The organism is Enterococcus sp. DIV0703 (assembly GCF_051711065.1).
GTDB classification, from domain to species: domain Bacteria; phylum Bacillota; class Bacilli; order Lactobacillales; family Enterococcaceae; genus Enterococcus_B; species Enterococcus_B hirae.
This window is the reverse complement of record NZ_JBIOLX010000001.1, coordinates 1,873,932-1,900,121: the sequence shown is the minus strand read 5'-3', so window position 1 is coordinate 1,900,121 and position 26,190 is coordinate 1,873,932. Positions and strand designations below refer to the sequence as shown.

At 37.6% G+C, this 26,190-nt stretch carries 22 protein-coding genes; 19 read left to right on the top strand and 3 right to left on the bottom strand.

Annotated elements, in window-relative coordinates:
• Window positions 1–1,196 precede the first annotated feature (1,196 nt).
• Both IGK81_RS08655 and IGK81_RS08650 read left to right on the top strand, forming a co-directional pair.
• Window positions 1,197–2,054, top strand: a complete 858-nt coding sequence (locus IGK81_RS08655) for a hypothetical protein (protein WP_034700825.1) — start codon at window positions 1,197–1,199, stop codon at window positions 2,052–2,054.
• Window positions 2,055–3,014: a transketolase family protein gene (locus IGK81_RS08650; protein WP_034700823.1), complete on the top strand. Its 960-nt coding sequence runs from the start codon at window positions 2,055–2,057 to the stop codon at window positions 3,012–3,014.
• Window positions 3,015–3,241: 227 nt separating this feature from the next.
• Here the strand turns inward: IGK81_RS08650 and IGK81_RS08645 are convergent, their stop codons facing one another.
• Window positions 3,242–4,000 carry a DeoR/GlpR family DNA-binding transcription regulator gene (locus tag IGK81_RS08645; protein ID WP_034700821.1) on the bottom strand — a complete coding sequence of 253 codons (759 nt, stop codon included), beginning with the start codon at window positions 3,998–4,000 and terminating at the stop codon, window positions 3,242–3,244.
• 219 nt (window positions 4,001–4,219) lie between these two features.
• Here IGK81_RS08645 and IGK81_RS08640 point away from each other — a divergent pair, with 219 nt between their 5' ends.
• The 11 genes from IGK81_RS08640 to IGK81_RS08590 all read left to right on the top strand — a co-directional run bounded on the left by IGK81_RS08640 (window position 4,220) and on the right by IGK81_RS08590 (window position 17,547).
• Entirely contained in the window at window positions 4,220–4,531 is a 312-nt protein-coding gene (locus IGK81_RS08640; protein ID WP_034700819.1) for a PTS lactose/cellobiose transporter subunit IIA, read from the top strand.
• A gap of 12 nt (window positions 4,532–4,543) precedes the next feature.
• The gene (locus IGK81_RS08635) at window positions 4,544–6,202 is read left to right on the top strand and encodes a PTS transporter subunit EIIC (protein ID WP_034700817.1); all 1,659 of its coding nucleotides are present in this window, start codon (window positions 4,544–4,546) and stop codon (window positions 6,200–6,202) included.
• Window positions 6,203–6,215: 13 nt separating this feature from the next.
• A complete protein-coding gene (lacG, locus tag IGK81_RS08630; RefSeq protein WP_034700815.1) occupies window positions 6,216–7,649 on the top strand; it encodes a 6-phospho-beta-galactosidase in 1,434 nt (477 codons plus the stop codon).
• A gap of 27 nt (window positions 7,650–7,676) precedes the next feature.
• On the top strand, window positions 7,677–8,105 hold the full coding sequence (gene lacA, locus IGK81_RS08625) for a galactose-6-phosphate isomerase subunit LacA (protein ID WP_010718450.1): 429 nt from the start codon (window positions 7,677–7,679) through the stop codon (window positions 8,103–8,105).
• Window positions 8,106–8,119: 14 nt separating this feature from the next.
• Window positions 8,120–8,635 carry a galactose-6-phosphate isomerase subunit LacB gene (gene lacB, locus IGK81_RS08620; RefSeq protein WP_010718449.1) on the top strand — a complete coding sequence of 172 codons (516 nt, stop codon included), beginning with the start codon at window positions 8,120–8,122 and terminating at the stop codon, window positions 8,633–8,635.
• Window positions 8,636–8,657: 22 nt separating this feature from the next.
• Window positions 8,658–9,623, top strand: a complete 966-nt coding sequence (lacD, locus tag IGK81_RS08615; RefSeq protein WP_034700812.1) for a tagatose-bisphosphate aldolase — start codon at window positions 8,658–8,660, stop codon at window positions 9,621–9,623.
• Between the two features lie 296 nt (window positions 9,624–9,919).
• Window positions 9,920–11,596, top strand: coding sequence for a potassium-transporting ATPase subunit KdpA (gene kdpA, locus IGK81_RS08610; RefSeq protein WP_034700810.1), 1,677 nt, complete (start codon window positions 9,920–9,922; stop codon window positions 11,594–11,596).
• Window positions 11,597–11,605: 9 nt separating this feature from the next.
• Complete coding sequence (gene kdpB / locus IGK81_RS08605) at window positions 11,606–13,636, top strand: potassium-transporting ATPase subunit KdpB (RefSeq protein ID WP_034700808.1); 2,031 nt, start codon at window positions 11,606–11,608, stop codon at window positions 13,634–13,636.
• Window positions 13,637–13,648: 12 nt separating this feature from the next.
• Entirely contained in the window at window positions 13,649–14,182 is a 534-nt protein-coding gene (locus IGK81_RS08600; RefSeq protein ID WP_034700806.1) for a potassium-transporting ATPase subunit C, read from the top strand.
• Between the two features lie 85 nt (window positions 14,183–14,267).
• The gene (locus tag IGK81_RS08595; protein WP_274456562.1) at window positions 14,268–16,850 is read left to right on the top strand and encodes a sensor histidine kinase; all 2,583 of its coding nucleotides are present in this window, start codon (window positions 14,268–14,270) and stop codon (window positions 16,848–16,850) included.
• A 10-nt stretch (window positions 16,851–16,860) separates the two neighbouring features.
• Complete coding sequence (locus IGK81_RS08590; RefSeq protein ID WP_010718443.1) at window positions 16,861–17,547, top strand: response regulator transcription factor; 687 nt, start codon at window positions 16,861–16,863, stop codon at window positions 17,545–17,547.
• Window positions 17,548–17,723: 176 nt separating this feature from the next.
• Here the strand turns inward: IGK81_RS08590 and IGK81_RS08585 are convergent, their stop codons facing one another.
• Window positions 17,724–18,281 (bottom strand): pentapeptide repeat-containing protein, encoded by a 558-nt coding sequence (locus IGK81_RS08585; RefSeq protein WP_232622377.1) that lies wholly within the window; start codon window positions 18,279–18,281, stop codon window positions 17,724–17,726.
• Between the two features lie 260 nt (window positions 18,282–18,541).
• On the opposite strand from IGK81_RS08585, the gene IGK81_RS08580 reads away from it, so the two are divergent.
• From IGK81_RS08580 to IGK81_RS08570, 3 genes are all read left to right on the top strand, one after another.
• On the top strand, window positions 18,542–19,303 hold the full coding sequence (locus IGK81_RS08580) for a DeoR/GlpR family DNA-binding transcription regulator (RefSeq protein WP_034700802.1): 762 nt from the start codon (window positions 18,542–18,544) through the stop codon (window positions 19,301–19,303).
• Window positions 19,304–19,313: 10 nt separating this feature from the next.
• Window positions 19,314–20,720 (top strand): M24 family metallopeptidase, encoded by a 1,407-nt coding sequence (locus tag IGK81_RS08575; RefSeq protein ID WP_034700800.1) that lies wholly within the window; start codon window positions 19,314–19,316, stop codon window positions 20,718–20,720.
• A gap of 266 nt (window positions 20,721–20,986) precedes the next feature.
• Window positions 20,987–21,346 carry a MerR family transcriptional regulator gene (locus IGK81_RS08570; protein WP_431393267.1) on the top strand — a complete coding sequence of 120 codons (360 nt, stop codon included), beginning with the start codon at window positions 20,987–20,989 and terminating at the stop codon, window positions 21,344–21,346.
• Between the two features lie 236 nt (window positions 21,347–21,582).
• Here IGK81_RS08570 and IGK81_RS08565 read toward each other — a convergent pair whose 3' ends face one another.
• The gene (locus IGK81_RS08565; RefSeq protein ID WP_034700797.1) at window positions 21,583–22,722 is read right to left on the bottom strand and encodes a trans-sulfuration enzyme family protein; all 1,140 of its coding nucleotides are present in this window, start codon (window positions 22,720–22,722) and stop codon (window positions 21,583–21,585) included.
• 266 nt (window positions 22,723–22,988) lie between these two features.
• On the opposite strand from IGK81_RS08565, the gene IGK81_RS08560 reads away from it, so the two are divergent.
• From IGK81_RS08560 to IGK81_RS08550, 3 genes are read left to right on the top strand one after another with little or no spacing between them, the layout of a single operon-like run.
• The gene (locus IGK81_RS08560; protein WP_010718437.1) at window positions 22,989–23,342 is read left to right on the top strand and encodes a Rid family detoxifying hydrolase; all 354 of its coding nucleotides are present in this window, start codon (window positions 22,989–22,991) and stop codon (window positions 23,340–23,342) included.
• 17 nt (window positions 23,343–23,359) lie between these two features.
• Entirely contained in the window at window positions 23,360–24,688 is a 1,329-nt protein-coding gene (locus tag IGK81_RS08555; protein ID WP_034700795.1) for a CoA-disulfide reductase, read from the top strand.
• Between the two features lie 14 nt (window positions 24,689–24,702).
• A complete protein-coding gene (locus IGK81_RS08550; RefSeq protein WP_412003900.1) occupies window positions 24,703–26,121 on the top strand; it encodes a cation:dicarboxylate symporter family transporter in 1,419 nt (472 codons plus the stop codon).
• The last annotated feature ends 69 nt before the right edge of the window (window positions 26,122–26,190 follow it).

Genomic DNA, 26,190 nt, shown 5'->3' with positions numbered 1-26,190 from the left:
GTTTTTACTTGGTGAGCGCTCCGGTCAAGACACTCTTTTCACGACCTCAAGAGAAACACAAAAAACGCTTGGTGTTCGTTTATTTGTTCCCATAGATCTACTGGCTATAAATAGCTCATCGCTTTGTTCAAAAAACCAGAAGCCATTTTCAGTATTGTGCACGAATTGTTTAACTATCACACATTGATTAGTAACTGGGATAGTAGTTGAGAGCGTAGCGTATTCTTTTGTAAAATGAAAGGTCTGAAACAATCATTAACCTAAAAAGAAAGTAAGCCTGATTTTGATTCATTCCGTCAAAGTCAGGCTTATTTTTTCTGTTCTAGGCACGATCTTTCACGAATTTTCTTCAATTAAGTACCATGAGTACGAAGGTGCTTAATTAATGGATCCTGTTTTCCACGTAAATGAAAACGACGGAATGTCAATTAGATACCTGATTGTTTTTCTATGTTTTTACTAATTGTTCAAGCAACGATTAAATGAACATTAGCAAGAAATTTCATTTAGCTATACGAACAACTGCAAATTATTTTGAAAATAGAAGATTCAATGAGTAAACCAACGCACCAGTATGTCCTAGTACAGCCGGAAATCAAAAAGCCTAAAATAATTAGGAGCAGTGAGATTGAAGAGGGATCGGAATATTCAGATGGGAAATACCGAAAGAGTTTTTATAGGTGAGTCATTTTCATTTTTAACAAAACAATTTACTCCGGTTTCAGTGAGGTAGTTTGGTAATGGAATAAGATAAATATTTTTTATTGTTATTTTAAAATAACATTTTCAATAGGAAGGTGTATCTCGTTTATTATGTGTATCTTTATTATTAATATTGCTAATGTAATTTTTTTGTTGTAATATTTTTTTATGATAACAGACTTTTTGTTTTTATTATAACAAATTTATCTTATTAAATATTTTCTATTTTTTTATTTTATAAATGAATATACTGAATATATTATGAGATGTGTACTTATGTTATATATGAAGGGGTAGGGAAGGAAAAGGGGACATAAGATGACATAAAATGGCTTTACACTCAGTTCAAAAGGAGGGAAGTGTCCAGTGAGGTTGTAGATTAAGGAGTATCATCTTATTTTGATCAGATCATAAAAGAGCAAGTATACATATCATGTGAAAAATCTGTATGGCATCATGAATTATTCTCTAATTCATTTATAGGAGGAATCGTTATGGCTATTGATCATAAACAAGTGACTCAATTGGAAAAATTAGCATTAAACATTCAACTAGATATTTTGATAAGTGTTAAACAAAGAGGAGAAGAATCAATGGATTGTTCTTTTTCTATGATCAAATTGTTAGCTGTTTTATACGGTAAACAGATGAAGATTGACCCGAAAAAACCAGATTGGGGAAATCGTGATCAATTAGTTTTAGCTAAAAGTCATGCGGTATTGGAATTATATAGTACTTTATCTAATCTAGGGTATTTTGATAAGAAGTGGCTATGGACGATGAGTCATCAAGGGGACAGACTCCCTAAAAAGTTAGATCGTTCAAAGACTCCTGGAATCGATGTGACAATCGGGGACTTAAATAACGGTGTTGCAATAGCTGCAGGTCTTGCGATGGGATTAAAAATAGCAAATAAGGAAAATGATGTTTATTTAGTGATGGATGAAGACGAATTAAAAGATGAACGTTGCTGGCAAGTATTTCAGTGTATTGCTCATTTTAAATTAGATCATTGCTTGGTAATTATTGATAGTGGTTATAGAAAACGAGAACAGTTAAGCAAAAGGTATGAGAAATCTTATCTATTGAAAAGAAAAGCAGAGAAGGCTGGGTTTTATACGTTGCTCGTTGATGGGACAAATATCAAAGCAATCAATGAGGCGATTGAAGAGTATAAAATGAGGACGACACAAGCCTTCTGTATTGTTTTAGAAAGTTATCCAGAGCGAGTGCTATCAGACTTAACAATGGACGATCATGAGGATTCAAGTAAAAAAATTCCTAAAACATTCCATCAAGAGATAGAAAAAACGATTTTGAAATTACAAGAAAAGCTTGAAAGGATGAGCTAAATGGTTCAGTTAAGTAACTCGTTATCTGTAAGGAAAGAACTTCGTACTTGCATAGTTGATACATTAAATGAATTAATGAAAAAAAACCACAATATCGTTGCGTTAGAAAATAAGTTTGAATCATTTAGTAATTGGGTTGATTTAAAAAATGAACACCCAAAGAGATATCTCAACATGCCTGTGGATGAAGAGAACATGGTAGGTATTGCAGCGGGGTTAAGTTTAGCTGGCTACCAACCTTTTATTCATCTTTTTGATTCTCATGCGATTCGAAAAATTTTTGATCAATTATTTATTTCCGAAGGATACGGTGGAAATACCATCAATATTTTTGGGGAATATTTCGCTTCTAATCGAAATGGAAAGGAACGCGTCAATGAACTAGGGGAAGATTTAGCGTTGATGACAATGATCCCAAATTCAATTATTTGTGAAGCAACAGATGAGGTGCAAATGGCATGGATCATCAAAGAATTTAGCCAATTGAGCGGTATTCACTATGTACGCGGAGAAAATAAAAGGATACCTAATATCTATAAAAAAGAAACGACTTTTCAATTAGGCAAAGGAAACATTGTTTGGCATGGAACAGATATTTTAATTATTGTCGCTGGCAGATTAGTTTACGAAGCTCTCAATGTTGCTAAGCGGTTAAAGTCCTGTCAAATTAGTTGCGAAGTCATTGATATGTTTACGATCAAACCAATCGATAAACAGTTGATCCTTAACGAGTTGAAAGGGAAAACACAAGTGGTCACTATCGAAAATTATGCAGTTATTGGTGGCTTGAGCAGTGCGGTGAACAGAGCTCTTACAGAAAATAAAGCAGCTGTTCCGTTGAGAAAGATAGAGATTGTGAAGCTTAGGCAACAAACGGATGTGCCAATCCAGACAGAAGGTTTTGACTTAGTGGTTCAGTTGATTGTTGAAACAATATTAGCGAATGAGCTAGATCGATAACGGAAAAATTGAGCTGGATCATGATAAAGGATAAAATTTCTTGAAAAAAATTAGTGTATCAAAGAAAGCATATGAAATATTGATTCTAATCGAAATACATAAAGAGTCTTGATTGATCAAGGGAATGAAGAAAACGAAAAAGGCAGCGTTTGGATTGGCCCGATGAAAGGGCCATTTGGGCGCTGTCTTCCTTTAATTTTTCGTTTCTTTAACTACTTAAAAGAGTTTTAATCAATTAATAATTGAACATGTTTGCCAAAGGTCTCTTTTTGGCTATCGGATATAGCAGAATCGGTAATCAAATAGTCGACTTCTTGGAGTGGATAAAAGCCATAGAAATCTTTTTTATCAAGTTTATGATGATCTGCTACGATATATCGTGTTTCAGCGCTGTTCAATGCGTAACGTTGAGTCAATCCTTCATCTTCATTTGAAGTGAAAACGGATGTTTTATCTAATCCATTTACCCCGATGAAACTTTTTTTTACATGGATATTTGCAATAAAATCATTGGCGATCGTCCCAACGAAAGCGCCGGTCTTATTTCGATAGGAGCCGCCGATCAGGATGATCTCAAATCGAGGATCACTTTTGAATTTGTTAAACACATGGATCGAATTGGTGATGATTTTAGCATGGTTAATCGTCAAAAAATCATAAGCTAATTCAATCGTTGTTCCAGGTCCTAAAAAGACAGTATCGCCTTCGTGGATATGATTCGCAATGATTGTGGCAATTTCTATTTTTTCTGACAAATGAAGATCCTTTTTTTCCCGATGACTTAGTTCGATCACGGAAGTTTTAGGATTTAATAGTTTGGCACCACCATGAATGCGAATGATTAACCCCTTATCCTCCAATTCCTGCAAATCTCTACGAACAGTCATATCAGCTACTTTCAATTCTTGAACAATATCGGCCACTTTCACGATGCCGTTCTTCTCTAGTTGTGCTAATAAGTATTTTTGTCGTTCTTCTTTTAACATGATATAAACTCCCTGATATTTCGTGGTTCTTATTTTTTTGTTTGAAATAAACATAAAACATTCAAAGGAGGTTGTCAAATATTAAAGGTTTGTATAAGAAAATAGATTGACATGTTAAAAACATTCGGTTACTATTTGTTTGTAAAGGACAAAAACGAACACAAACAAACATAAACTGGAACAAATATAATGTTCTTGTAAGAGAATGGAGGAAGAAAAATGGATAAAGAAACAGTAGCAATGATTGGATTTGAAGTGGTAGCTTTTGCTGGTGAAGCAAGATCGAAATTGATCGAAGCGTTAGCTAAAGCAGAGAAGGGGGAATTTGAAGAAGCCAATGGATTAGTTGAAGAAGCCAATCAGAGTTTGGTTGAAGCGCACAATTCTCAAACTAAAATGTTAGCTGCTGAAGCGAGTGGTGAAACAATTGAAGTAGGGTTTATTATGGTTCACGCCCAAGATCATCTAATGACCACGTTGCTATTGAAAGATGTCATTCAACATCTCTTTAATATTTATAAAAAATCATAGAGGAGCCTGGGTATGAATGCAATGATCAAACGTATCGAAAAAATGAAACCGTTTTTTGAGAAAATTTCTAATAATTCTTATTTAAGAGCAATTAGGGATGGTTTTATCAGTCTTATCCCTGTCATTCTTTTTTCAAGCTTTTTTTTATTGGTAGCATATGTTCCCAACGCATTCAATTTTCATTGGGGAGAAGAAATAGAATCCATTCTAATGAAAGCGTATAACGGGTCCATGGGGATATTAGGGATCTTAATGGCTGCTACAGTGACCAAGAGTTTGACAGAAAACTTTAATACTAAATTGCCAAAAACGAATCAAATCAATAGTACTTCAACCATGATCGCTGCTTTTATTGGTTTCTTGATTGTTGGGGTTGATTCGTTAGAAGGTGGATTTGCTTCTGATTACATGGGGACCAAAGGATTGATGACAGCGTTCATTGTTGGTTTTATTGTTCCTAATATCTATCGATTCTGTGTTAGCAAGAATTTGACAGTGAAAATGCCAGAGGAAGTTCCTGGTAATATCTCACAGACATTTAAGGATTTGATCCCGATTACACTGTCGACCGTCTTTTTTTGGGGATTTGATTTGGGTTTTCGTAACCTTGTCGGTAGTGGGTTTTCAGAAAAATTGATTGAACTGTTCCAACCAATTTTCTCAGCGGCCGATGGCTATTTTGGGTTAGCACTCATTTTTGGGGCAATGGCGTTTTTCTGGTTTGTTGGTATCCACGGTCCCTCTATTGTTGAGCCAGCTGTTGCTGCCATCTACATAACAAATGTAGAGATGAATTTTCAACTGTATCAAAGTGGGGAACATGCACCGAAAATTTTATCTCAAGGCTTACAATACTTTGTTGCCACACTAGGTGGGACGGGTGCGACATTGGTCATTACGTTGATGTTTGCTTTTCTAGCAAAGTCAAAGCAGTTAAAAACAATGGGACGTGCCTCAGCGATTCCCGTTTTGTTTGGTGTGAATGAACCCATGCTGTTTGGTGCACCAATCGTATTGAATCCTATCTTTTTTATTCCTTTTATTCTTGCACCGATCCTCAATGTCTGGATCTTTAAATTTTTTGTTGAGGTGTTAGATATGAATGGATTCATCTACAATCTGCCATGGACAACTCCTGGACCAGTAGGGTTGATCTTAGGGACAGGTTTTGCTGGACTATCGATCGTTTTGATGATTGTTTTATTAACCGTTGATTTTGCGATTTACTATCCATTTTTCAAAGCCTATGACAATGAATTATTAGTGAAAGAAAAAGAAATAGGGCACGGGGATCAGTTGGAAAGTACAACTGTCAAACCAGCAGTCGTTTCACCGGCATTTGCTAAACAAAAGAATGATCAGACTAATGTTCTTGTACTTTGTGCCAATGGAGCAACTAGTTCGATGTTAGCCAATGCAATTAAAAAGGGTGCGAAGGAATTGAGTATCGGTGTGGATGCGACGGCAATGGCTTATGGGCAACATAAAGATCAGATTGGCGAGTTTGACTTGATTATCTTAGCTCCGCAAATGGCTTCGATGCTTGAGGAACTGAGAGAAAGTGCGAAGGACCATAAAACACAAACTGTTTCTACTACGGGAATCGAGTACGTCAAACTTGCAAAAGCACCTACTGATGCGGTCAACTTTGTTTTTGAAAATCTAACATGATGTGGAGGATGCGATGAATAAATTTCCAGAACATTTTATTTTTGGAGCGGCAACGGCCGCTTATCAAGCTGAGGGTGCCCTTTCAGTAGGAAACCGTGGGAAAAATTATTGGGATGATTACCTTAAAAAGACAGGGACATTTGACCCTAGTCAAGCAAGTGATTTCTATAATCGTTATGCAGAAGACTTACAAGCATGTTATCAGTTTGGCATCAATGGCATTCGGATTTCGATTGCCTGGTCTAGGATCTTTCCTAGTGGGAGGGAGAAGGTCGATCCGATCGGTGTCCAATTTTATCATCGTTTGATCGATTCTTGTATCAAAAATGGAGTCACGCCGTTTGTGACTTTGCACCATTTTGATACACCAGAGAAGCAATTTAAAGATGGTGATTGGTTGTCTGCAAATATGGTGGATGATTATGTTGATTTTGCGCAATTTTGTTTTAAAGAATACGGGGACAAAGTGAAACATTGGATCACGATCAATGAACCTTGGTCAGTGGTTGCCGGTCAATACATCATCGGTCATTTTCCGCCGAACAATCAATATGAGCTGGGTAAAGCGATCCAATCGATGCACAACATGATGGTTGCCCACGCTCGCGTAGTCAAAAAATACAAGGAAGCTAATTACCAAGGTGAGATCGGGATCGTTCATATTTTAGAATCAAAGTACGGGATAACTGATCAGAGAGAAGATAGCCTGTCAGCGAAGAAAGAACATATCTTGGCGAATCAATTTCTATTGGATGCGACGTTTAAAGGGGAATACTCAGCAGAAACGATGCGTGTGATCAATGAGATCTTATCTGCAAATGGGGCGCAGCTTGAACTCAAAATAGAAGATTTTGATCATCTAAAAGAAGCAGCAAAAATGATTGATTTTTTAGGAGTCAATTATTATGCGAGTCATTTTTTAAAAGGCTATACAGGAACATCAAAAATCCAACATAACGGAACTGGTGAAAAAGGAAGTAGTATCTTTGCCTTGCAAGGTGTAGGAGAAAGGGTAACAAATCCTGTAATCCCAACGACTGACTGGGATTGGCCGATCTATCCACAAGGGTTGGAAGATATGCTTCTCTTGATCAAACAGAATTATCCGAACTATGGAAAAATCTATGTAACAGAAAATGGTTTAGGGAGTAAGGATCATTTTGAAGCGGGACAAATCAATGATGAGGAGCGGATCGATTATGTTCGTCTTCATCTAGCCGCTATTTTACGGGCGATCGACCAAGGTGTGAGAATTGAGGGATACTTTATTTGGTCGTTGATGGATATGTTTTCTTGGACGAATGGTTACAATAAACGTTATGGATTATTTTACGTAGATTTTGATACGCAGCAACGATTTCCTAAAAAGAGTGCTTATTGGTACCAAAAAATCAGCAAAGAAAAAGTATTGGATCAACCGATTAAAAATGAAACTAGCGAGAAATGAGAAAACTAAACAGGAGGAAAAATGAGTATGCGAGTAGTCATTGGTGCGGATAGCGACGGAATGGAATTAAAAGAATGGTTAAAAGATAAGCTCGTGCAAGAGGGATTTGAAGTAGAAGATAAAAGTATTCAACCAGCAGAAGATTTTATTGCATCTACATTAGCTATCACAACAGATTTAAAAGAACACCCGGAAAGTCTAGGGATTGCTATTGATGGTTATGGTGCAGGGAGCTTTATGGTCGCAACAAAAATAAAAGGAATCGTGGCAGCTGAAGTGTCGGATGAAAGAAGTGCTTATATGACTAGAGATCATAATGATGCCCGAATGATTACCTTAGGCGCAGCGATTGTTGGTAAAGAGCTTGCGTTAAATATCGTTAAGGGATTTTTGACCGCATCTTATAGTGGTGGTCGTCATCAGATTCGTGTAGATATGTTAAATGAAATGGGTTAAGAAAGGAGCAGATAATGAGAATAGCAATTGGATGTGACCACATCGTAACAGATACAAAAATAGCAGTTGCGGATTTTTTGAAATCAAAAGGGCATGAAGTATTGGATGTAGGGACCTATGATTTTACCCGCACACATTACCCGATATATGGGAAAAAAATTGGAGAAGCAGTAGTTAAAAAAGAAGTTGATTTAGGCGTATGTTTATGTGGAACAGGTGTCGGGATTACCAATGCAGTCAATAAAGTACCTGGAGTAAGAGGTGCGTTGGTTCGTGACATGACCAGTGCCATCTATGCAAAAGAGCAACTAAATGCGAACGTCATTGGTTTTGGTGCCAGAATCACAGGAGAATTTTTGATTTGTGATGTCATCGAAGCCTTTATTCAGGCAGAATATCAAGAAACAGATAAAAACAAACAGTTGATCGAAAAAATCAACCAGTGTGAAAGCACAAATGCTTCGCAAGAGAAGCCGGAATTTTTTGCCAAATTTCTTAAAAAATGGGAAATGGGCGAATACGAAGACTAAAAAGGAGCGTGACATAGAAGCAATGGATGGAAAAATGAAACATTTAAAAAAACTCTGGAATAAAGAACAAATCTTTGCCGCTTTAGCAATTGATCAGCGAGGTGCATTACGTAAAATGCTTACCAAAGCAAAAGGAGAAGAAGCAAGTGCTAAAGAGCTGGAAGAATTTAAGATGATCGTGTCTTCGCAACTAACAAAAGATGCGTCAGCGATTTTGTTAGACCCGGAGTATGGCTTGCCTGCAGCGAAAGCGAAAGCGCAAGAAGCTGGCTTACTTCTTGCCTATGAAAAAACGGGATATGATAGTACCGTGCCTGGAAGACTTCCTGATCTTTTACCTACTTGTTCAGTTAAGAATCTAAAAGAGGCAGGTGCAGATGCTTGTAAATTCTTACTTTATTATGATGTTGATGAAAGTGACGAAATCAATGAGCGAAAACAGGTATTTATCGAACGGATCGGCTCAGAATGTCAGGCAGAAAATTTACCATTCTTTTTAGAATTAGTTTCATATGATCAAAACATTTCTGATAGTCAATCAAAAGAATATGCGATGAAAAAACCTGGTAAAGTCATAAAAATGATGGAGAAATTTTCTGAAGAGCGATTCAATGTCGATGTCTTGAAAGTGGAAGTTCCTGTCAACATGCACTATGTAGAAGGATATGGTCAAACGGATTTCGTACATACGAAAGAAGAAGCAGCGAAATTTTTCCAAGAACAAGCTGCTGCTACCCATTTGCCTTATATCTTTTTAAGTGCCGGTGTCGAAGCAGAATTATTTTATGAAACACTACGTTTTGCCAAGACAGCAGGATCGACCTTCAATGGGGTTCTTTGTGGTCGGGCAACGTGGAGTGCTGGGGTAGAAACTTTTGTCAAACACGGAAAAGAAGCGGCGATGACGTGGATGAACGAAGAAGGAAGTAAAAAAATCCAACAACTCAACCAAGTGCTGAAAGAAACTGCAACACCAGTAGCGTTATAAAAAAGGCTATGAATACCATTTGTTCGGAGGGTATAAACATAGCGGGCAACTTTACTGAATGAACATTTTTTGAAACGCTTCTTCTATTTTTATAATGGAGAAAAATAGACAAGAATAAATAATCAAGAGATATAAAGATAGTGTAAAGAAACGATTTAAAGTTTCACACTATCTTTATATCTTTTTTTGTATGATCAAATCATAAAGGAGAGAGGAAAAATGATGATTATATTTGGTTTGATTAGTGCTTTATTAATGATTTATCTTTTCTGGTTTTTATTTAAGGGGGAAGAGTTATGAGTAGTATCATTTATCAAGGATTGTTTTTTTTATTTGTGTTACTAATTCTAGCGTTACCTCTTGGGTGGTATATTAAACAAATCATGCAAAATAACATACCTAAAGGTGTACGATTTTTGCAACCCGTTGAAAAACTATTTTATAAAATAATCGGACCAGTAAGTCAGAAAGAAATGACGGCGAAACGCTACATTTTTAGTGTATTGTCATTAAGCCTTTTTTCGCTCATTTTACTGATTGGTCTGTTAATGACACAAGAATGGTTGCCGGGAGGGAATACAGTTAAAAATCTTTCTTTCCCATTAGCCCTCAATACGGCAGTTAGCTTTGTAACGAATACTAATTGGCAAGCCTATGCTGGGGAAACTACCTTATCGAATTTTTCGCAAATGTTTGGCTTAACAGTTCAAAATTTTGTATCTGCAGGTGTTGGTTTAGCAGTTTTGATTGCCTTATTAAGAGGTTTGACTCAAGTGAAAAATAAACGGCTAGGGAATTTTTGGCAAGATTTAACCAGAGGTCTAGTCTATATCTTATTGCCGCTTTCCATCGTTTTAGCCATCTTATTGATCTCTCAAGGAACGATCCAAACGTTTCAATCAGGGCTAGCTTATCAAGGATTAGAAGGAAAAGATTTGTGGTTGTATCTAGGACCAGTAGCAAGCCAAGTAGCTATCAAGCAGTTAGGAACGAACGGTGGTGGTTTTTTTGGAGCAAATTCAGCTTATCCTTTTGAGAATCCAACGATTTTAGCGAATTTTTTGGAAAATATTGCCATTTTGCTTATTCCTGCTGCATTGATTTTTACACTAGGTTTTTGGGTAAAAGAATGGAAACAAGGGCGGACGATCTTGATCGTTGCAACCACTTTTGTTCTATTAGCGTTTATCGGGGTAACAGTTAATGAATATTATGGACCAAACTTTACTCAAGTGTTAGGTTCGGCCAACATGGAAGGAAAAGAAGTTCGTTTCGGTGTGGGATGGTCAAGTTTATGGGCTGTCAGCACGACTGCTGCTTCTAATGGTTCGGTCAATGCGATGTTAGATAGTTTTACGCCCTTAGGTGGAGCGATCCCACTCTTTTTGATGCAATTAGGAGAGATTATTTTTGGTGGGATTGGTAGTGGACTATACGGCATGCTTGCTTTTCTTTTGTTAGCCGTTTTTATTGCTGGTTTATTAGTTGGTCGTACGCCCGAATATTTAGGGAAAAAAATTGAAGCGTTTGACATCAAGATGGCTAGTTTAGTTATTTTGACTCCTTTAATGTTGACCCTCTTTGGAGCTATGGCCTTGATCAGCCACAGTGAAGTCTTCACTTGGTTAACTAATGAAGGACCTCATGGATTTAGTGAATTATTATATGGTGCAACTTCCTTAGCAAATAATAATGGGAGTTCATTTGGAGGTCTATTAGCAGATACGCCGTTTATTAACTATTTAGGCAGTTTCTTGATGCTGCTTTCCAGATATCTACCGATCGTTGCGATTTTATTCCTAGCAGAAAACATGGGGAATAAGAAAAAAGCAGCGTTGAGTCCAGGGACATTATCAACCGTCAGTCCAACGTTTGTTACGATGTTGATTATTGTCATTTTAGTGATCGGCGCCTTGAGTTTCTTACCAGCATTAGCCTTAGGACCAATTGCTGAGTATTTTACAGTAAAGTGAGTGAGAAAAATGAAAAAAATCTATTTATGGGCTGTGGGTCAATCGTTCAAGAAGTTGGACCCACGACAGCAATTAAGAAACCCAGTCATGTTTGTTGTCTATTTAGGCGCGATTTTGACAACCATTTTGTGTTTTTACCCGATGGATGTACCGTTATGGTTTAGTCTTGCTATTACGGTTTTCTTATGGTTGACTCTATTATTTGCCAATTTTGCTGAAGCCGTTGCTGAAGGTCGTGGGAAGGCACAAGCGGATAGTTTGAAGCAAGCGAAGAAAGAAGTAATGACCTATAAGATCACCCGTTTAGAAGATGTGCAAGAAAAAAACTTTATTGAGATCCGTTCTTCTGATTTGAAAAAAGGCGATCTGGTTTATGTCCAGGCAGGTGAACAAATCCCAGCAGACGGGGACGTTATTGAAGGGGCTGCCTCCGTCGATGAAAGTGCCATTACTGGAGAATCAGCACCAGTCATTCGGGAATCCGGAGGGGATCGAAGCGCTGTGACAGGAGGAACGACAGTCGTCTCTGATTATTTAGTGATACGGGTCACTTCCGAAAACGGGCAATCATTTTTAGATAAAATGATTGCGATGGTGGAAGGCACCCAACGAAAAAAAACACCCAATGAAATCGGGCTGCAAATCTTTTTGATCACTTTGACGATCATTTTCTTAACAGTTTCGATTACGCTGATCCCGTTTACTCACTTTAGTAGTCTGCTGGCAGGAAAAGGTGGCCCGCTTTCTTTAATCATTGTGATTGCGTTATTGATTTGTTTAGCACCCACGACAATTGGTGCGTTGATCTCTTCGATCGGTATTGCTGGTATGAGTCGATTGACAAAAGAAAATGTCATTGCCATGAGTGGTCGAGCAATCGAAGCGGCAGGAGACGTCGATGTCTTATTATTGGATAAAACAGGAACGATTACGCTGGGCAATCGACGTGCAAGTGAATTTTTACCAGTTCATCAAGTGAGTGAACGAGAACTGGCGGATGCTGCCCAACTTTCCTCTTTGGCAGATGAAACAGCAGAAGGCAGAAGCATTGTGATTTTAGCCAAAGAACGATTCAATCTACGGGAACGTGAATTTCAGCAATCTGAGGTGAAATTTATTGATTTTAGTGCCAAAACAAGAATGAGCGGGATCGATTATCGCGGGGACGAAATTCGTAAAGGCGCGGCTGACACTATGAAAAAATACGTGGAAGCAAATGGACATACCTATCCTGAAGAATGCGATCAATTAGTGGCTCAAATCGCACGTGCAGGGGGAACCCCATTAGTAGTTGTCAAAAATTACCAAGTTTTAGGTGTCGTTTATCTCAAAGACATTGTAAAAAATGGTGTGAAAGAAAAATTTGCGGATATGCGGAAAATGGGGATCAAAACGATCATGATCACAGGGGATAATCCCATGACGGCGGCAGCGATTGCAGCAGAAGCGGGCGTTGATGACTTTTTGGCAGAAGCAACACCAGAAAACAAAATGGAATTAATCCGTGAGTACCAAGAAAAAGGTCACCTTGTAGCAATGACGGGTGATGGAACGAATGATGCTCCGGCATTAGCACAAGCTGATGTAGCGATGGCAATGAATACAGGAACCCAGGCTGCCAAAGAAGCAGGGAACATGATCGACTTAGATTCAAGCCCTACTAAGCTCCTGCAAGTAGTTCAAATCGGCAAACAACTATTGATGACTCGTGGAGCGTTAACGACCTTTAGTATTGCCAATGATGTTGCTAAATATTTTGCGGTGATCCCAGTCTTGTTCTATAGCATCTATCCACAATTAGATCAATTGAACATCATGGGACTTAGTACGCCTTTAACAGCTATTTTATCTGCGGTCATTTATAATGCGGTGGTGATTGTGGCATTGATCCCGTTAGCGTTGAAAGGTGTTGCTTACCAGGAAAAACCAGCTAGTCAAATCCTGCGACATAATCTACTTGTCTATGGATTAGGAGGAGTCATTGCACCATTTATTTTTATCAAACTGATTGATGTCATTTTATCATTCGTGATTTTGTAAAGGAGAAAAGTGATGCGAAAAACAGTTATGGGAAGTATTCGTTTTTTATTGTTAAGTTTACTTGTTTTTGGAGGGGGTTATACATTACTAGTTACCGGGGTCGGTCAACTTTTTTTCAATGAACAAGCTAATGGTAGCCAAGTTACCAATGATGGGAAAGTCATAGGTTCGAAGTTGATTGGGCAACCTTTTGAATCAACTCGCTATTTTTCTGGACGGAATGAAAAAGTTAGCCAACTGTCACCGGTATCCAAGGAACAGGCTTCACGTGTGGAACAGAGAACGAAAAAACAACTTCAAGAAAACCCAGCGCAAAAAGAAGTTCCGGTGGATCTAGTGACTGCTTCGGCAAGTGGTGTAGACCCGGATATCAGTGTGGAAGCAGCCAATTTTCAAGTGTCAAAAATCGCTCAAGAGCGAGGTCTTAAAGAAGCGGATATCTATGCTATAATAGAAAAAAACAGCCATAAGGATTGGTTTTCAGATCGCAAATACGTTAATGTATTACAATTGAATCTTTCGTTAGATCAGATGTCTGATTCATAATCGGTTCTAGCCATTTTCTTGATTGGTTTTAGCCAATCGGAAAATGGCTCAGACTTACATAAAGGATAAGTTGGAGGGGGAAAGGATGTCGTTATCGAGTGTATCAGAAGATTTTATGCAAAGACAGCAAGGGAAGAAAGGTAAATTAAGAGTATTCTTTGGTTTTGCGGCTGGTGTCGGTAAAACGTATGCGATGCTCTTAGAAGCTAGAGAATTATTTGCCTTAGGTAAAGATGTCGTGATTGGCTATATTGAGCCTCATGATCGACCAGAAACGAATCAACTACTCGAAGGTATGCCTCAGATCCCACCCAAAGAAATCAATTACAAATCAATCACTTTATTTGAACCTGATATTGATCGCTTGATCAAGCGAAAGCCCGAAGTAGTTTTGATCGATGAATTAGCACACACCAATGCGCATGGTTCAAGAAATAAGAAACGTTACCAAGACGTGGCAGAGTTACTGAATGCTGGAATCAACGTTTTTACAACGATTAATGTGCAACATATCGAAAGTTTGAATGATGTTGTTGTTAATGTAACAGGTGTGGAAGTAAAAGAAACCGTGCCAGACACTTTCTTTCAACAAGCATCTTTGAAAGTGATCGATGTTGAGCCGGAAGAATTGATCTTACGGTTAGAAGAAGGAAAGATCTATACCAACGAAAATGCAAAACGAGCCTTAAAAAATTTTTTTACCCCACAAAAGTTGAACCATCTGAGAGGTTTAGCGATCCAAAGAGCTTCCGATCATATCAATCAAGTTAGTAGTCAAACCAATCGAATTCAAAGCAAGTTGTTGACTATTGTTAATGACGATTTTCCTAAAATGGCAGAAAAGTGTATTCGTTGGACTGCAAGATTAGCGCAGGGCTTAGGTGCGCAATGGGTCGTTATTCAGATTCGTTCACATGAAGACACGCCGACAAACTTACCACTTGCTGACAAACTTGGTGGAGAAGTGATCAGTATGGAAGAAGAAGGAAGCTTTGAAACGATCGTTGAATACGCTAAAATGACTGGTATCACAGATATCATCATGGGAAAGAATCTACGACAACCATGGTATGAACGATTATTTTTAGAATCGTTTGAAAACCGATTGCTGAAGCGATTGAATGATACAGAGATCCATTTGATCCCATTTCAAGAAACTAGACCGTCTTTTTTATTTCATACAAGAAAAATCATTGAAGGCGGCGGGAAAGATCTAGGGTATGCATTAGGTGCTGTTTTTTGTGCCACTTTAATTACTGAGTTGATGCAGTATTTGAACGTCGGTGATCAAAATCTGATGTTGATCTATCTCTTTTTTGTCTTATTAGTCGCTCGGATGACTTCCGGTTATTTTTGGAGCGCTTTAGCATCAATCCTTAGTGTACTATCGTTCAATTGGTTTTTTGTTGAACCGCTTTATTCATTGACAGTCTACAAACAAGGCTATCCGTTCACTCTTTTGATCATGTTTTTAGTTGCTCTGATGATTAGTAACTTAATGGTGCGGTTAAAAAAACAAGCAGTTTATTCTATGGAAAAAGAGCATCAAATGGAAATTCTTTATGAATTGAATAAACAATATGTGTTAGCACAAGATCAACAACAAATTTTTGATATTACTGCGACGTATCTTTCACGTTTGTTAGATCGGGAAGTGGTTCTCTTTGATTCTGAAGGACAAGTGAAAAGTGTGCATCGTGTCGATCGGAAAAAATCAAGACTTAATATCAGTGAAGAAATTGCAGTAGCTGTTTGGACAGCAAAAAATCAACAGGAAGCAGGAAATGGAACCGATACCCTCGGAGGAGCAAAAGGATTCTACTTACCGATCCTTACTAATGGAAAAGTCGTAGCTGTTTTAGGAATGGAACGAAGTCATTCCCACGATTTACAAAATGATCAACTAAACTATTTAAAGTTGCTCATTACACAACTGGCAACGATTCTGGAACAAAATCAATTGAAAAATGAGAAAGAGCAAATCGAACTTGAGAATGAACGAGAAAGAGTCCGCAGTAATTTGCTCCGAGCGGTCTCACATGATTTGCGGACACCATTAACGGCAATTTCAGGGATTGCAGAGACATTAAACAATGAAAAAAGTGTATCGAAAGAAACCCAACAAAAATTATTGCAAGACATTCAAGATGAGTCCCAATGGTTGATTCGGATGGTGGAAAATTTATTATCGATTACACGGATCAATATGAATACAATGAAAGTGAATAAATCAGCGGAACCGATTGAAGAAATTATCGAAGCTGTGTATAGTCATTTGAAAAAAGTGTATCCAGATAGCCAATTAGATGTCGTATTACCAGAAAACATGCTATTCATCCAAGCAGATCCTATTTTAATTGAACAAGCTTTGTTCAATTTGATTGAGAATGCTTTGAGACACGGTGAAAAACAGCAACCTGTACGATTGACTGTGAGCCAAAATGGAGAAGAAACGAGGATTGAGATTAGAAATAAGGGTGAGATTCCTATCGAACAATTTCAAAAAATCCAAAATAATCTGACTCAACCAAATGAGGTGCCTGTTGATTCTAAAAACGGATTGGGAATTGGTTTAAGTATTGTCAACACGATCATTCGTGCTCATAACGGACAAATGGAGATGATTGCCGATAATGGGGAAACGATTGTCCGAATCTATTTAAAGTAAGGAGTTTTTTATGAATAAGATGATCTTATTGATTGAAGATGATCCCAATATTACCGACTTCATGGAAGTGGTTTTTGAGCGAGAACAATATAGATTAACGGTAGCAGCAAATGGGATGGAAGCTTTAACTGCTTTACAGGCAGAAACATTTGATGTCATTTTACTTGATCTAGGTTTACCGGATATTGATGGAATGGATCTCTTGAAAATATTGAGGAAACGGATGGATCTTCCGATCGTGGTGATCTCTGCACGAAAGGACGAAAATGAAAAAGTAGCCGCCCTTGATTTAGGAGCAGATGATTACGTCACCAAACCTTTCGGGACTAACGAACTTCTAGCTCGTATAAGAACAGCTTTACGCCATAAGAAAACCAAAGAAGAACAGACGTTGATCGTAGTAAATAATGCATTAAAAATCGATTTTGATAAGCAGTTGGTTTATAAAAATGACCAAGAAATCCATTTAACAAAAAATGAATATCGATTACTTAAATGTTTATTTGAGCAGATTGGTAAAGTAGTCACTTACCAAACATTAATGACCCAAGTATGGGGACCATACAGCGAAGATTCCCAAATTTTGCGAGTCAATATGTCAAATATCCGCAAAAAAATTGAAACAAATACGTTGAAGCCTGAATATATCATTACTGAAATTGGTGTTGGTTATCGTTTACGTGATTACCGCTCGTAAACATAAAGATGAAACAGTGAAGTCTGTTTAATAAGTATTAGATCCAAGAAAGATAGTTCAAAAAGGTCATGAAAGAAACAAATAGCTCCGAACAAACCAGAGCTTACTGTATCTTTCATGACCTTTTTATGGTGTTCATCATATTACTTCTAGGGAATTAAACCTAGGTTATTCACTTACTCTTTTATAATTAGACCTAACAATGTAGAGAATTTTAAGGCCTGGTAGGTTGAGACCTGGCAACCTTTTAATTCATTGATCGTAATGCTTAATGTTTCAAAATTAGAGGAGCTTAAATCAACGCCTTTTAAAGAGGTTTGCTGAAAATTCGCTTCGTTCAATTCGCAATTGTCAAAAATGATTCCTTTGAAGTGACAATGATAAAGATCGGCGTTTTCCAGTGAACAATGGCAAAATTGATTATTCTCCATTTTAGCATAGCCAAAAGCAGCTAGATTGATTAGACAATCTTTAAAAGTAACGTTTTTAATCGTTGATTCTTGAAAGGTTGTCCCAAGTAGTTTGCAATTGATAAATTCTACTCGGTGGATAGAGGCTTTTGTCATATTGACGTTGGAAAGATCACAATTTGTAAAGCGAACATCTACGAACTCGACCTGACTAAAATCGCTATTTGTAAATTGACAGTGATCAAATTCCATATTGTAAAAACGTGGACGATCGAAAAATGCTTCGATTGCTTCGTCATTGACTACTTTGCACATTTCAAGCATTGGTTCCTCTTCGGAATAGATTGTAGAAAAGGGCTTAAGTGGTAATGTGGGAGAAATTTTTGGAGGAACGATTTTCATAGATTCATCTACTTTCCTATATAAGATTTTTTCATATCAGTAACGGAATCATCGTTGTCTGCTTATTATAGCACAAATCATTTGATTGCATTTGGCGATTTTTTTGCGACAAAATGCGATAAATTGCAAAATATTGCAAAGTGTTGCAAACTGTAGTAAAGTGACTTAAGGGAGGCGGTTTCATGCTGAGGGAAATTCGTTTGAAAAAAATAATCAAAATCATGAAAGAAAAACAAAATGCTGCGATTGATGACTTAGCAGAACAGCTGGAAGTATCTAAAGACACGATCAGGCGTGATTTAATGAAGTTAGAAGAAAAAAATATAGTTCGCAGAACACACGGCGGAGCGATTTTATTAGAAAGAGAAGCAACTATTTTTGATTATGAGCAACGTTCAACTAAATTAAATGGAGTGAAACTTCAGTTAGGAAAAACCGCTGCAGCTATCATTAAAGACAATTCATCGGTTATTTTCGATTCCTCCACTACTGTAGAAAGTGTGATCAATCAAATAGGGATGAAACCTTTGACAGCTATCACTAATTCTTTGACTCATGCGATGCTGTTGGCAAAAAGGTCAGCAACTACGATTACGCTATTGCCGGGAAAATTGCACAAAACACAACTTTTTTTACATGGCGCAGATACTATTGAGAAATTAAAACAATACAGTGTAGACTATACATTTTTAGGTGTTTTTGCTTTATCGTCTGAGGGGATATTCATCCATACGGAAGAAGAAGGACTTGTCAAACGCCAAATGGTCAAACAGGCAAAAACGGTGGTTGCTTTAGCAGATCATACAAAAATGGATAAAACCGGTTTTTTTAAGGTTTGTGATTTAAAAGAGATTGATTTTCTAGTAACAGATCAACCTCCCAGCAAGCAGTTGCAACAAGCTTTGATAAATAATCAGGTGGAATGTCTTATATTAGATCAATAAAGGAGTAAGTATGGAAAAGAAAAATGTAATTTTAGATGTGTTGACTGAGCCGAAAACATTTGCAGATGTCTCACCGGTTTTTTTAACAGATGAAACGATTGAAATGAGAAAAAAACGAATGATACAAAGGATGAGAGAAGAAGCGATTGACACACTAATCATTTATGCAGATCGTGAGCATGGTAGCAATTTTGAATATTTTACGGGATTTATTCCACGGTTTGAAGAAGGATTATTTGTTATGGAAGATAGTGGAAAAAGTACCTTGATTTTGGGAAATGAAAATCTAAAACTATGTAAACATGCACGAATCCAATCAGAATTGGTTCATTATCCACCTTTTTCATTGCCGAATCAACCAATGGATCACGAACAACCTTTAGAACAATTATTTACCTCGTTAGGGTTCGTTGAAAAGAAAAAAATCGGGGTAGTTGGTTGGAAAATGTTTACTACACGGAAGAAAGAAGCGACCAAGCTATTCGATGTTCCTCACTTTATTATTGAAGCAATCGAAAAAGCAAAAGGTGAAACGACTGAACTACTAAATGCTAGTTCGCTGTTGATCGGGGAAAAAGGAATACGGAGAACAAATAATGCCAATGAGATCGCTCATTATGAATTTGGTGCCAATCTAGCTTCTAGTTGCATGTTACAAGCACTAAACAAGATTGAAGTAGGTGTAAAAGAGTCTGAAATTGGAGCATTGTTAAATGGAAAAGGACAACCGAACACGGTAGTAACAATTGCTGCGACAGGGCAACGTTTCGAATATGCTAATCTTTACCCAACCGATAAAACAATTAAGCTTGGCGATGCGTTGTCATTAACTACCGGGTTTAAAGGTGGTCTATCTAGCAGAACCGGGTTTGTCATCGAACATGAAAAACAACTTCCATCAGAGCAAGCGGATTATTTAGAAAAAGTGGCTAAACCTTATTTTCAAGCAATTGTTCATTGGTTAGAAACAATCAAAGTGGGGATGAGAGGCGAAGAAGTTTATCAACTAGTTGAGACTGTTTTACCAAAAAAACAGTTCCATTGGCATTTAAATCCTGGTCACTTGACAGCAGATGAAGAGTGGTTAGCTTCACCTATTTATCAAGAGTCGCAAGAAATACTTGAAAGTGGGATGATTTTTCAACTAGATATCATTCCTTCAGTTCCGGGTTATACAGGTGTTAGTGCGGAAGAATGTGTGGTACTAGCTGATGAGGCACTGCAAGGAAAAATCAAAGAAAAGTATCCAGAATTATGGCAACGCATTATGATTCGTCAAACGTATTTGAAAGAAGTGCTAAACATTGATTTAAGTAAAGACATTTTACCGCTTTCCAATACGGTTGCATACTTACGCCCGTTTTATTTAGCAAAGAATCAAGCATTTCGTGTACAAAGAATAAAATCCACATCTTGATGTACGAGTGAATGATAAGAGAAAATTCGTAGGAGTAACAGGAGCTGTATGGTTCGTTACTTCTCGAATTTTTTAGGTCTGCTAGCTTTTTTGAGAAAAATCCCTTATAGTGAGAGCCGAAAGACTAGATCATTTTTTGTACGTTGTTTCAAATGCGACGATGATCATGCATAAATCTCCATTCGTTTATTGGTTTTGGCCAAGCAGATAAATGTTAGGCTAGTCAATTATGAACGAGATGGAGCAGAAAAAAGGGGATATCAACTATGAACATCAAACAAGTGAGCGAAGCGAAAGGGATCTCGCCCGATACATTGCGTTATTATGAGAAAATTGGTCTCATTCCGCCTGTACATCGCACGAAAGGCGGAATCCGTGATTATACAGAAGAAGACCTCAACTGGGTAGATTTTACAATTTGTATGAGAAATGCTGGTTTATCCATTGAGTCGTTGATCGAATACAATAAATTGTGTAATCAAGGAGACCAGACAATTGCTGCTAGGAAGCAATTATTGATGACAGAAAGACAGCATTTGATTCAAAAGATCGATGAGATGCAAGAGTGTTTAACACGATTACATAAGAAAATCGAGAATTACGATCGGTATTTATTAGAACAATAAGATATTAGTCCATGTTAGCCAACAGTTGGTTAAGAGAACTTTTACAGCCTAAATAAAACAGTTCTGAAATTTTTACCAATGATGGAATAAAAAAATTTGATGAAAAAGAAGGCATGTCGGAAGTGTCTAACTCTAAGAAATAAGCCGGATAATCCCAAATAGGAGGAACTATTTGGGGATTATCCGGCTTATTTTCGATGATAGAACTCACCATGAATATCAGATAGTGAGTGAAACTACATAGCATTTAACGCATCATCAAGATCAGCGATCAAATCTTCTACATCTTCGATCCCGCATGAAAGCCGAACTAAAGTTTCAGTGACACCCATCGCTAATCGATCCTTTTCAGGCATACTGGCATGAGACATCGCCCAAGGATAAGAAAGGATGGATTCCACACCTCCGAGACTGACAGCGACGATTGGTACACGACAGTGTGTGAATAAGGTTTCAATTTGCTTAACTGAATCTACTTCAAATGACAAAATAGCACCACAGTCTTCGCATTGTTTTTGATGGATCGAATGTCCAGCATGCTGTTCAAGACCAGGATAATAAACGTTTGTTACTTTCGGATGATTGACGAGAAAGTTAGCTAATTCACTAGCGTTTCGAACTGATTTTTCCATTCTTAACCCCAGCGTTTTAACGCCGCGCAATAGTAGCCAAGCATCTTCAGGACCCAAAATCCCGCCCAGTGCTTTTTGATGTTCCTTTAATTGCTGATACAGCTCCTCGTTATTTGTAGCGACCAAACCTGCAACAACGTCACTATGTCCATTGATAAACTTTGTTGCACTATGTATCACGATATCAACACCTAAATCTAAAGGATGTTGTGAAATGGGTGTCATAAATGTATTATCTGCAACTGTTAAGATCTGATACTCGTTAGCCAATTCAGTCACTTTCTTTATATCAGTGATTGTTAATAATGGATTGGAAGGAGTTTCAATGTAAAACATTTTTGTTTCTTTTTTAATCGCTTTTTGCCAAGAATCAATATCCGTTTCATCAACAAAAGTGCAATCGATCCCGAAACGAGCTAAGAAAAGATGGATGCTTTGGAAGGTTCCACCATAAATATTTTTACCTAGTACTAAATGATCTCCTTTGGATAAAAGGAACAGGACAGCGTTAATAGCAGCCATTCCTGATGAAAAGGCTAAACCGAACTGCGCGTTTTCTAATGAAGCAATACATTTTTCCGCCGCTTCGACAGTAGGGTTACCAAAACGAGTGTAACTAAAACCTGTGTGAGTGAAGACATTTTTTTGATGAAACGTGGAAGTTTGATATTTAGGTATCGACGATGCGCCTGTAACTGGGTCGATGACTGGGTAATCGTGTAGAATTTTTGTATTGATATTCATATGGGTTTCCTCCAAACCTACTTCATGTATCTCAAAAATAACACATTCATTTCCGTTATGTCAACGCTTTCTTGATAAAAAATTATCAATGAAATTAATTGCTTGCGTTAGATTTTAAATAACATTAGTTTTTATAATTTCATTTTAAATAAAAGAATTTTTACGGTTTTTAAAAACTCTGAAAGTGGTTGACTGCCTTAAAAATATATGATAATTTTTTAGTGTAATTGTATTCTATGATAAAAAATTATTAAAGGAGGAAAAGAATGAGTAGCAACAAATTACCGTATGAAAAATACCGCGTGGCGGGAGACTTGATCTTTGTTTCTGGACAGTTACCAATCGATCCAACCACTGGTGAAATCGTTTCTGAAGAGATTAAAGCACAAACGAACCAAATCATGATCAATATATCACAAGTGTTGGAGGAGCTAGACTTGACCATGAATCAAGTGGTTAAAACGACTTGTTTTCTAACTGATATGAATCATTTTGAAGCATTTAATCAAGTGTACGCAGAACACTTTGGTGAACGTTTCCCAGCACGATCAGCTTTTCAAGTCGTTGCCTTACCAAAAGATGCTTTAATAGAAATCGAATGGGTTTTATCTAAAGCATAAGAAAAGAGGAAGAAAGAATGAAAATAATAATCATTGGTGGAATTGCTGCAGGAATGAGCGCAGCGGCCAAAGCAAAGAGAGTCAATCCAGATGCAGAAATCATCGTGATTGAACAAGAGGATTATATCTCTTTCGGCGCTTGTGGGCTTCCTTATTATTTAGGTGAAGAATTTAATGATGAACAAGAGATGTTTGCTCGAACGCCTGAACAAATCGAACGTTTAGGAATTAAATTATTGTTGCGCCATCGAGTAGAATCAATCGAATTTGCCACTAAAACGTTAGCTGTAAAAAATTTAAGTACAAATGAAGTAAGTCATGAAACTTATGATCGTCTGATGCTGGCTGTCGGTGCAAAGCCGTTTGTTCCTAACATTGCTGGTATTGATTCCAGTGATGTATATACGATTACAAAACTTAATGAAGTCAAACGACTACAGCAAGAATTATCAAATTATCAAAATATTGTCATCCTGGGTGGTGGATTTATTGGCATTGAAGTAGCTGATCAGTTAACGAAAGCAGGAAAAAATATTCATTTGATCGAGATGGCTCCTCACTTGATGAATCGTTCATTTGATCCGGAATTTTCTACTAAAATTAAAGAAGCTATTGAAGAAGAAAATGTAAGGGTTTCCTTGGAGGAGTCTGTTCTAGAGATCGAAAAAAAACATGAACAAGTGGTAGCTGTCAAAACGAATAGAGGAAGTTATCAGGCGGATGCGGTGATCGTTGCTGCTGGATTTGTTCCTAATACCAGCTTTTTGAATGATCAATTGGAATTGTTAGGAAATGGTGCAATTAAAATCGATACATACGGGAGAACGTCTCAAAAAGATGTATTTGCGGCAGGTGACTGTGCTTCGATTCCCCATCGAATCTTAGGGGATATTTACCTTCCTTTAGCGACTACAGCGAATAAAATGGGACGGATCGTTGGGGTCAATCTTAGCGGTGTACAGATGCAGGAATATTCAGGGACATTAGGCAGTAGTGCGATCAAAGTAGGAGAGTACGAGGCAGCAGCGACTGGTATCACTGAAAAAATGGCAAGAGAAAAAGGATTAGATATCAAAACGACTTGTATTGAGACAATGAATCACTCGAATTATTATGGAACTCAAGAAAAAATCATGATCAAACTGGTTTATGACCGACAAACAAAAGTGTTGTATGGTGCCCAACTATTCGGGAAAAATGAAACAGTTCTTCGTGCGACTGGCTTAGCTGTTGCGATACACGCTCAAATGACGACTGAAGAATTAGGATTTGTTGATTTTGCTTATGCACCACCTTTTTCTTCTACGTGGGAAGCACTAAATGTTGTAGCAAATACTGCAAAATAAAGGGGATGAATAAATTGATCGATGCACCTTTTTTTACTCAATTTCTGAAAGTAAGTAATTATTATACTGCGGGAGGAATCGCTTTGCTGATTCTCTCCCTTGGGGTAATGAAGTACCTCAAAGACAAACGGATTAATTTCTCAAAACGAATGATTTATGCTCTTATTCTTGGTTTGCTTTTAGGGGTTGTCATTGATTTGATTGGTTCCGATAGCGAAATTTATACCGAATTTGCTCGAACGGAAATCAATGCCTGGTATGCCTTAGTTGGTTCAGGATTCTTGAAGATGATCCAGTTGCTAGCTATTCCTGTCGTGTTCTTATCGATTATCAAAGTAGTGATTGATGTCAAAGGAGAACGGTTAAAATATTTGACGGGAAAAACTTTTGCAACATTACTAGGGACTACAGCTATCTCTGCGGCATTGGGGATTGCGGTTGTCAAACTCTATCGGCTTAACGGTGCAGAGTTTGCTGGAGACTTGGCAGCAGACAAAGCAGAAAGTATTAGTAATATTGCTTCGCAAAGTTTCCCGGAATTTTTCTTGAAACTGATACCTAACAATATAGTTAGTGTGATGGGGGATAATGGGAGTATTGTATCGGTTGTGATCATAGCGGCTATGTTTGCTGGAGCTATTCGCTTCTTACAAGTCAAAAAACCGGATCAAGTGGCACCTTTTGTTACGTTGTTGGACTCATTAAAAGTAACCGTCATTTCCGTTTTAACTAACGTGATCAAGTTGATGCCGTATGGGGTTGTTGCCTTAGTAAGTAATACAATTATTTCTAGAGGGATTCAAGCAATTATGGGAATGATCGGATTTATTGCAGCTCTATATACTGGTGTTCTTTTGGTGTTGATCGTTTATGTCATTTTATTACTATTCATGGGTGTGAATCCAATTGTTTTTTACAAAAAAGCATTTACGACACTATTGTTTGCTTTTTCTTCCCGTTCAAGTGTAGGAACTTTACCTTATACTTTGAAAAATCTGGAAGAAGATCTAGGTGTGTCTCAAGAAACGGCAAATTTTGTTGCTACTTTAGGAACTTCGATTGGTATGAATGGATGTGCTGGTGTATTCCCTGCTATGCTTGGTGTTTTAATGGGATCAGCTGTTGGCGCGGAAATGGATCTATCCTTTTATTTCTTGGTGGTCGTTGTCGTTACGGTAGGATCCATCGGAATTGCTGGTGTGCCTGGTACGGCGACAGTTGCGGCGACAGTTACTCTTAATGGCTTAGGGTTTGGACACACGATCACAAGTATTGGAGCGATATTTGGTATCGATCCGATTGTTGATATGGGACGTACCATGTTGAACGTCGCAGGCTCAATGGTTTCTGCGATTATGGTAGATAAGTGGGAAGGAACATTTGATAAACAAGCGTTTTTGGCACCATTGAATAAAAAAAATGAAGAAGAGTAATAGACAATGGGAAAAGTTATGTGTTCAATTAGTGATCAAATGATATTTAGGTAATGAGTTGATACCAAC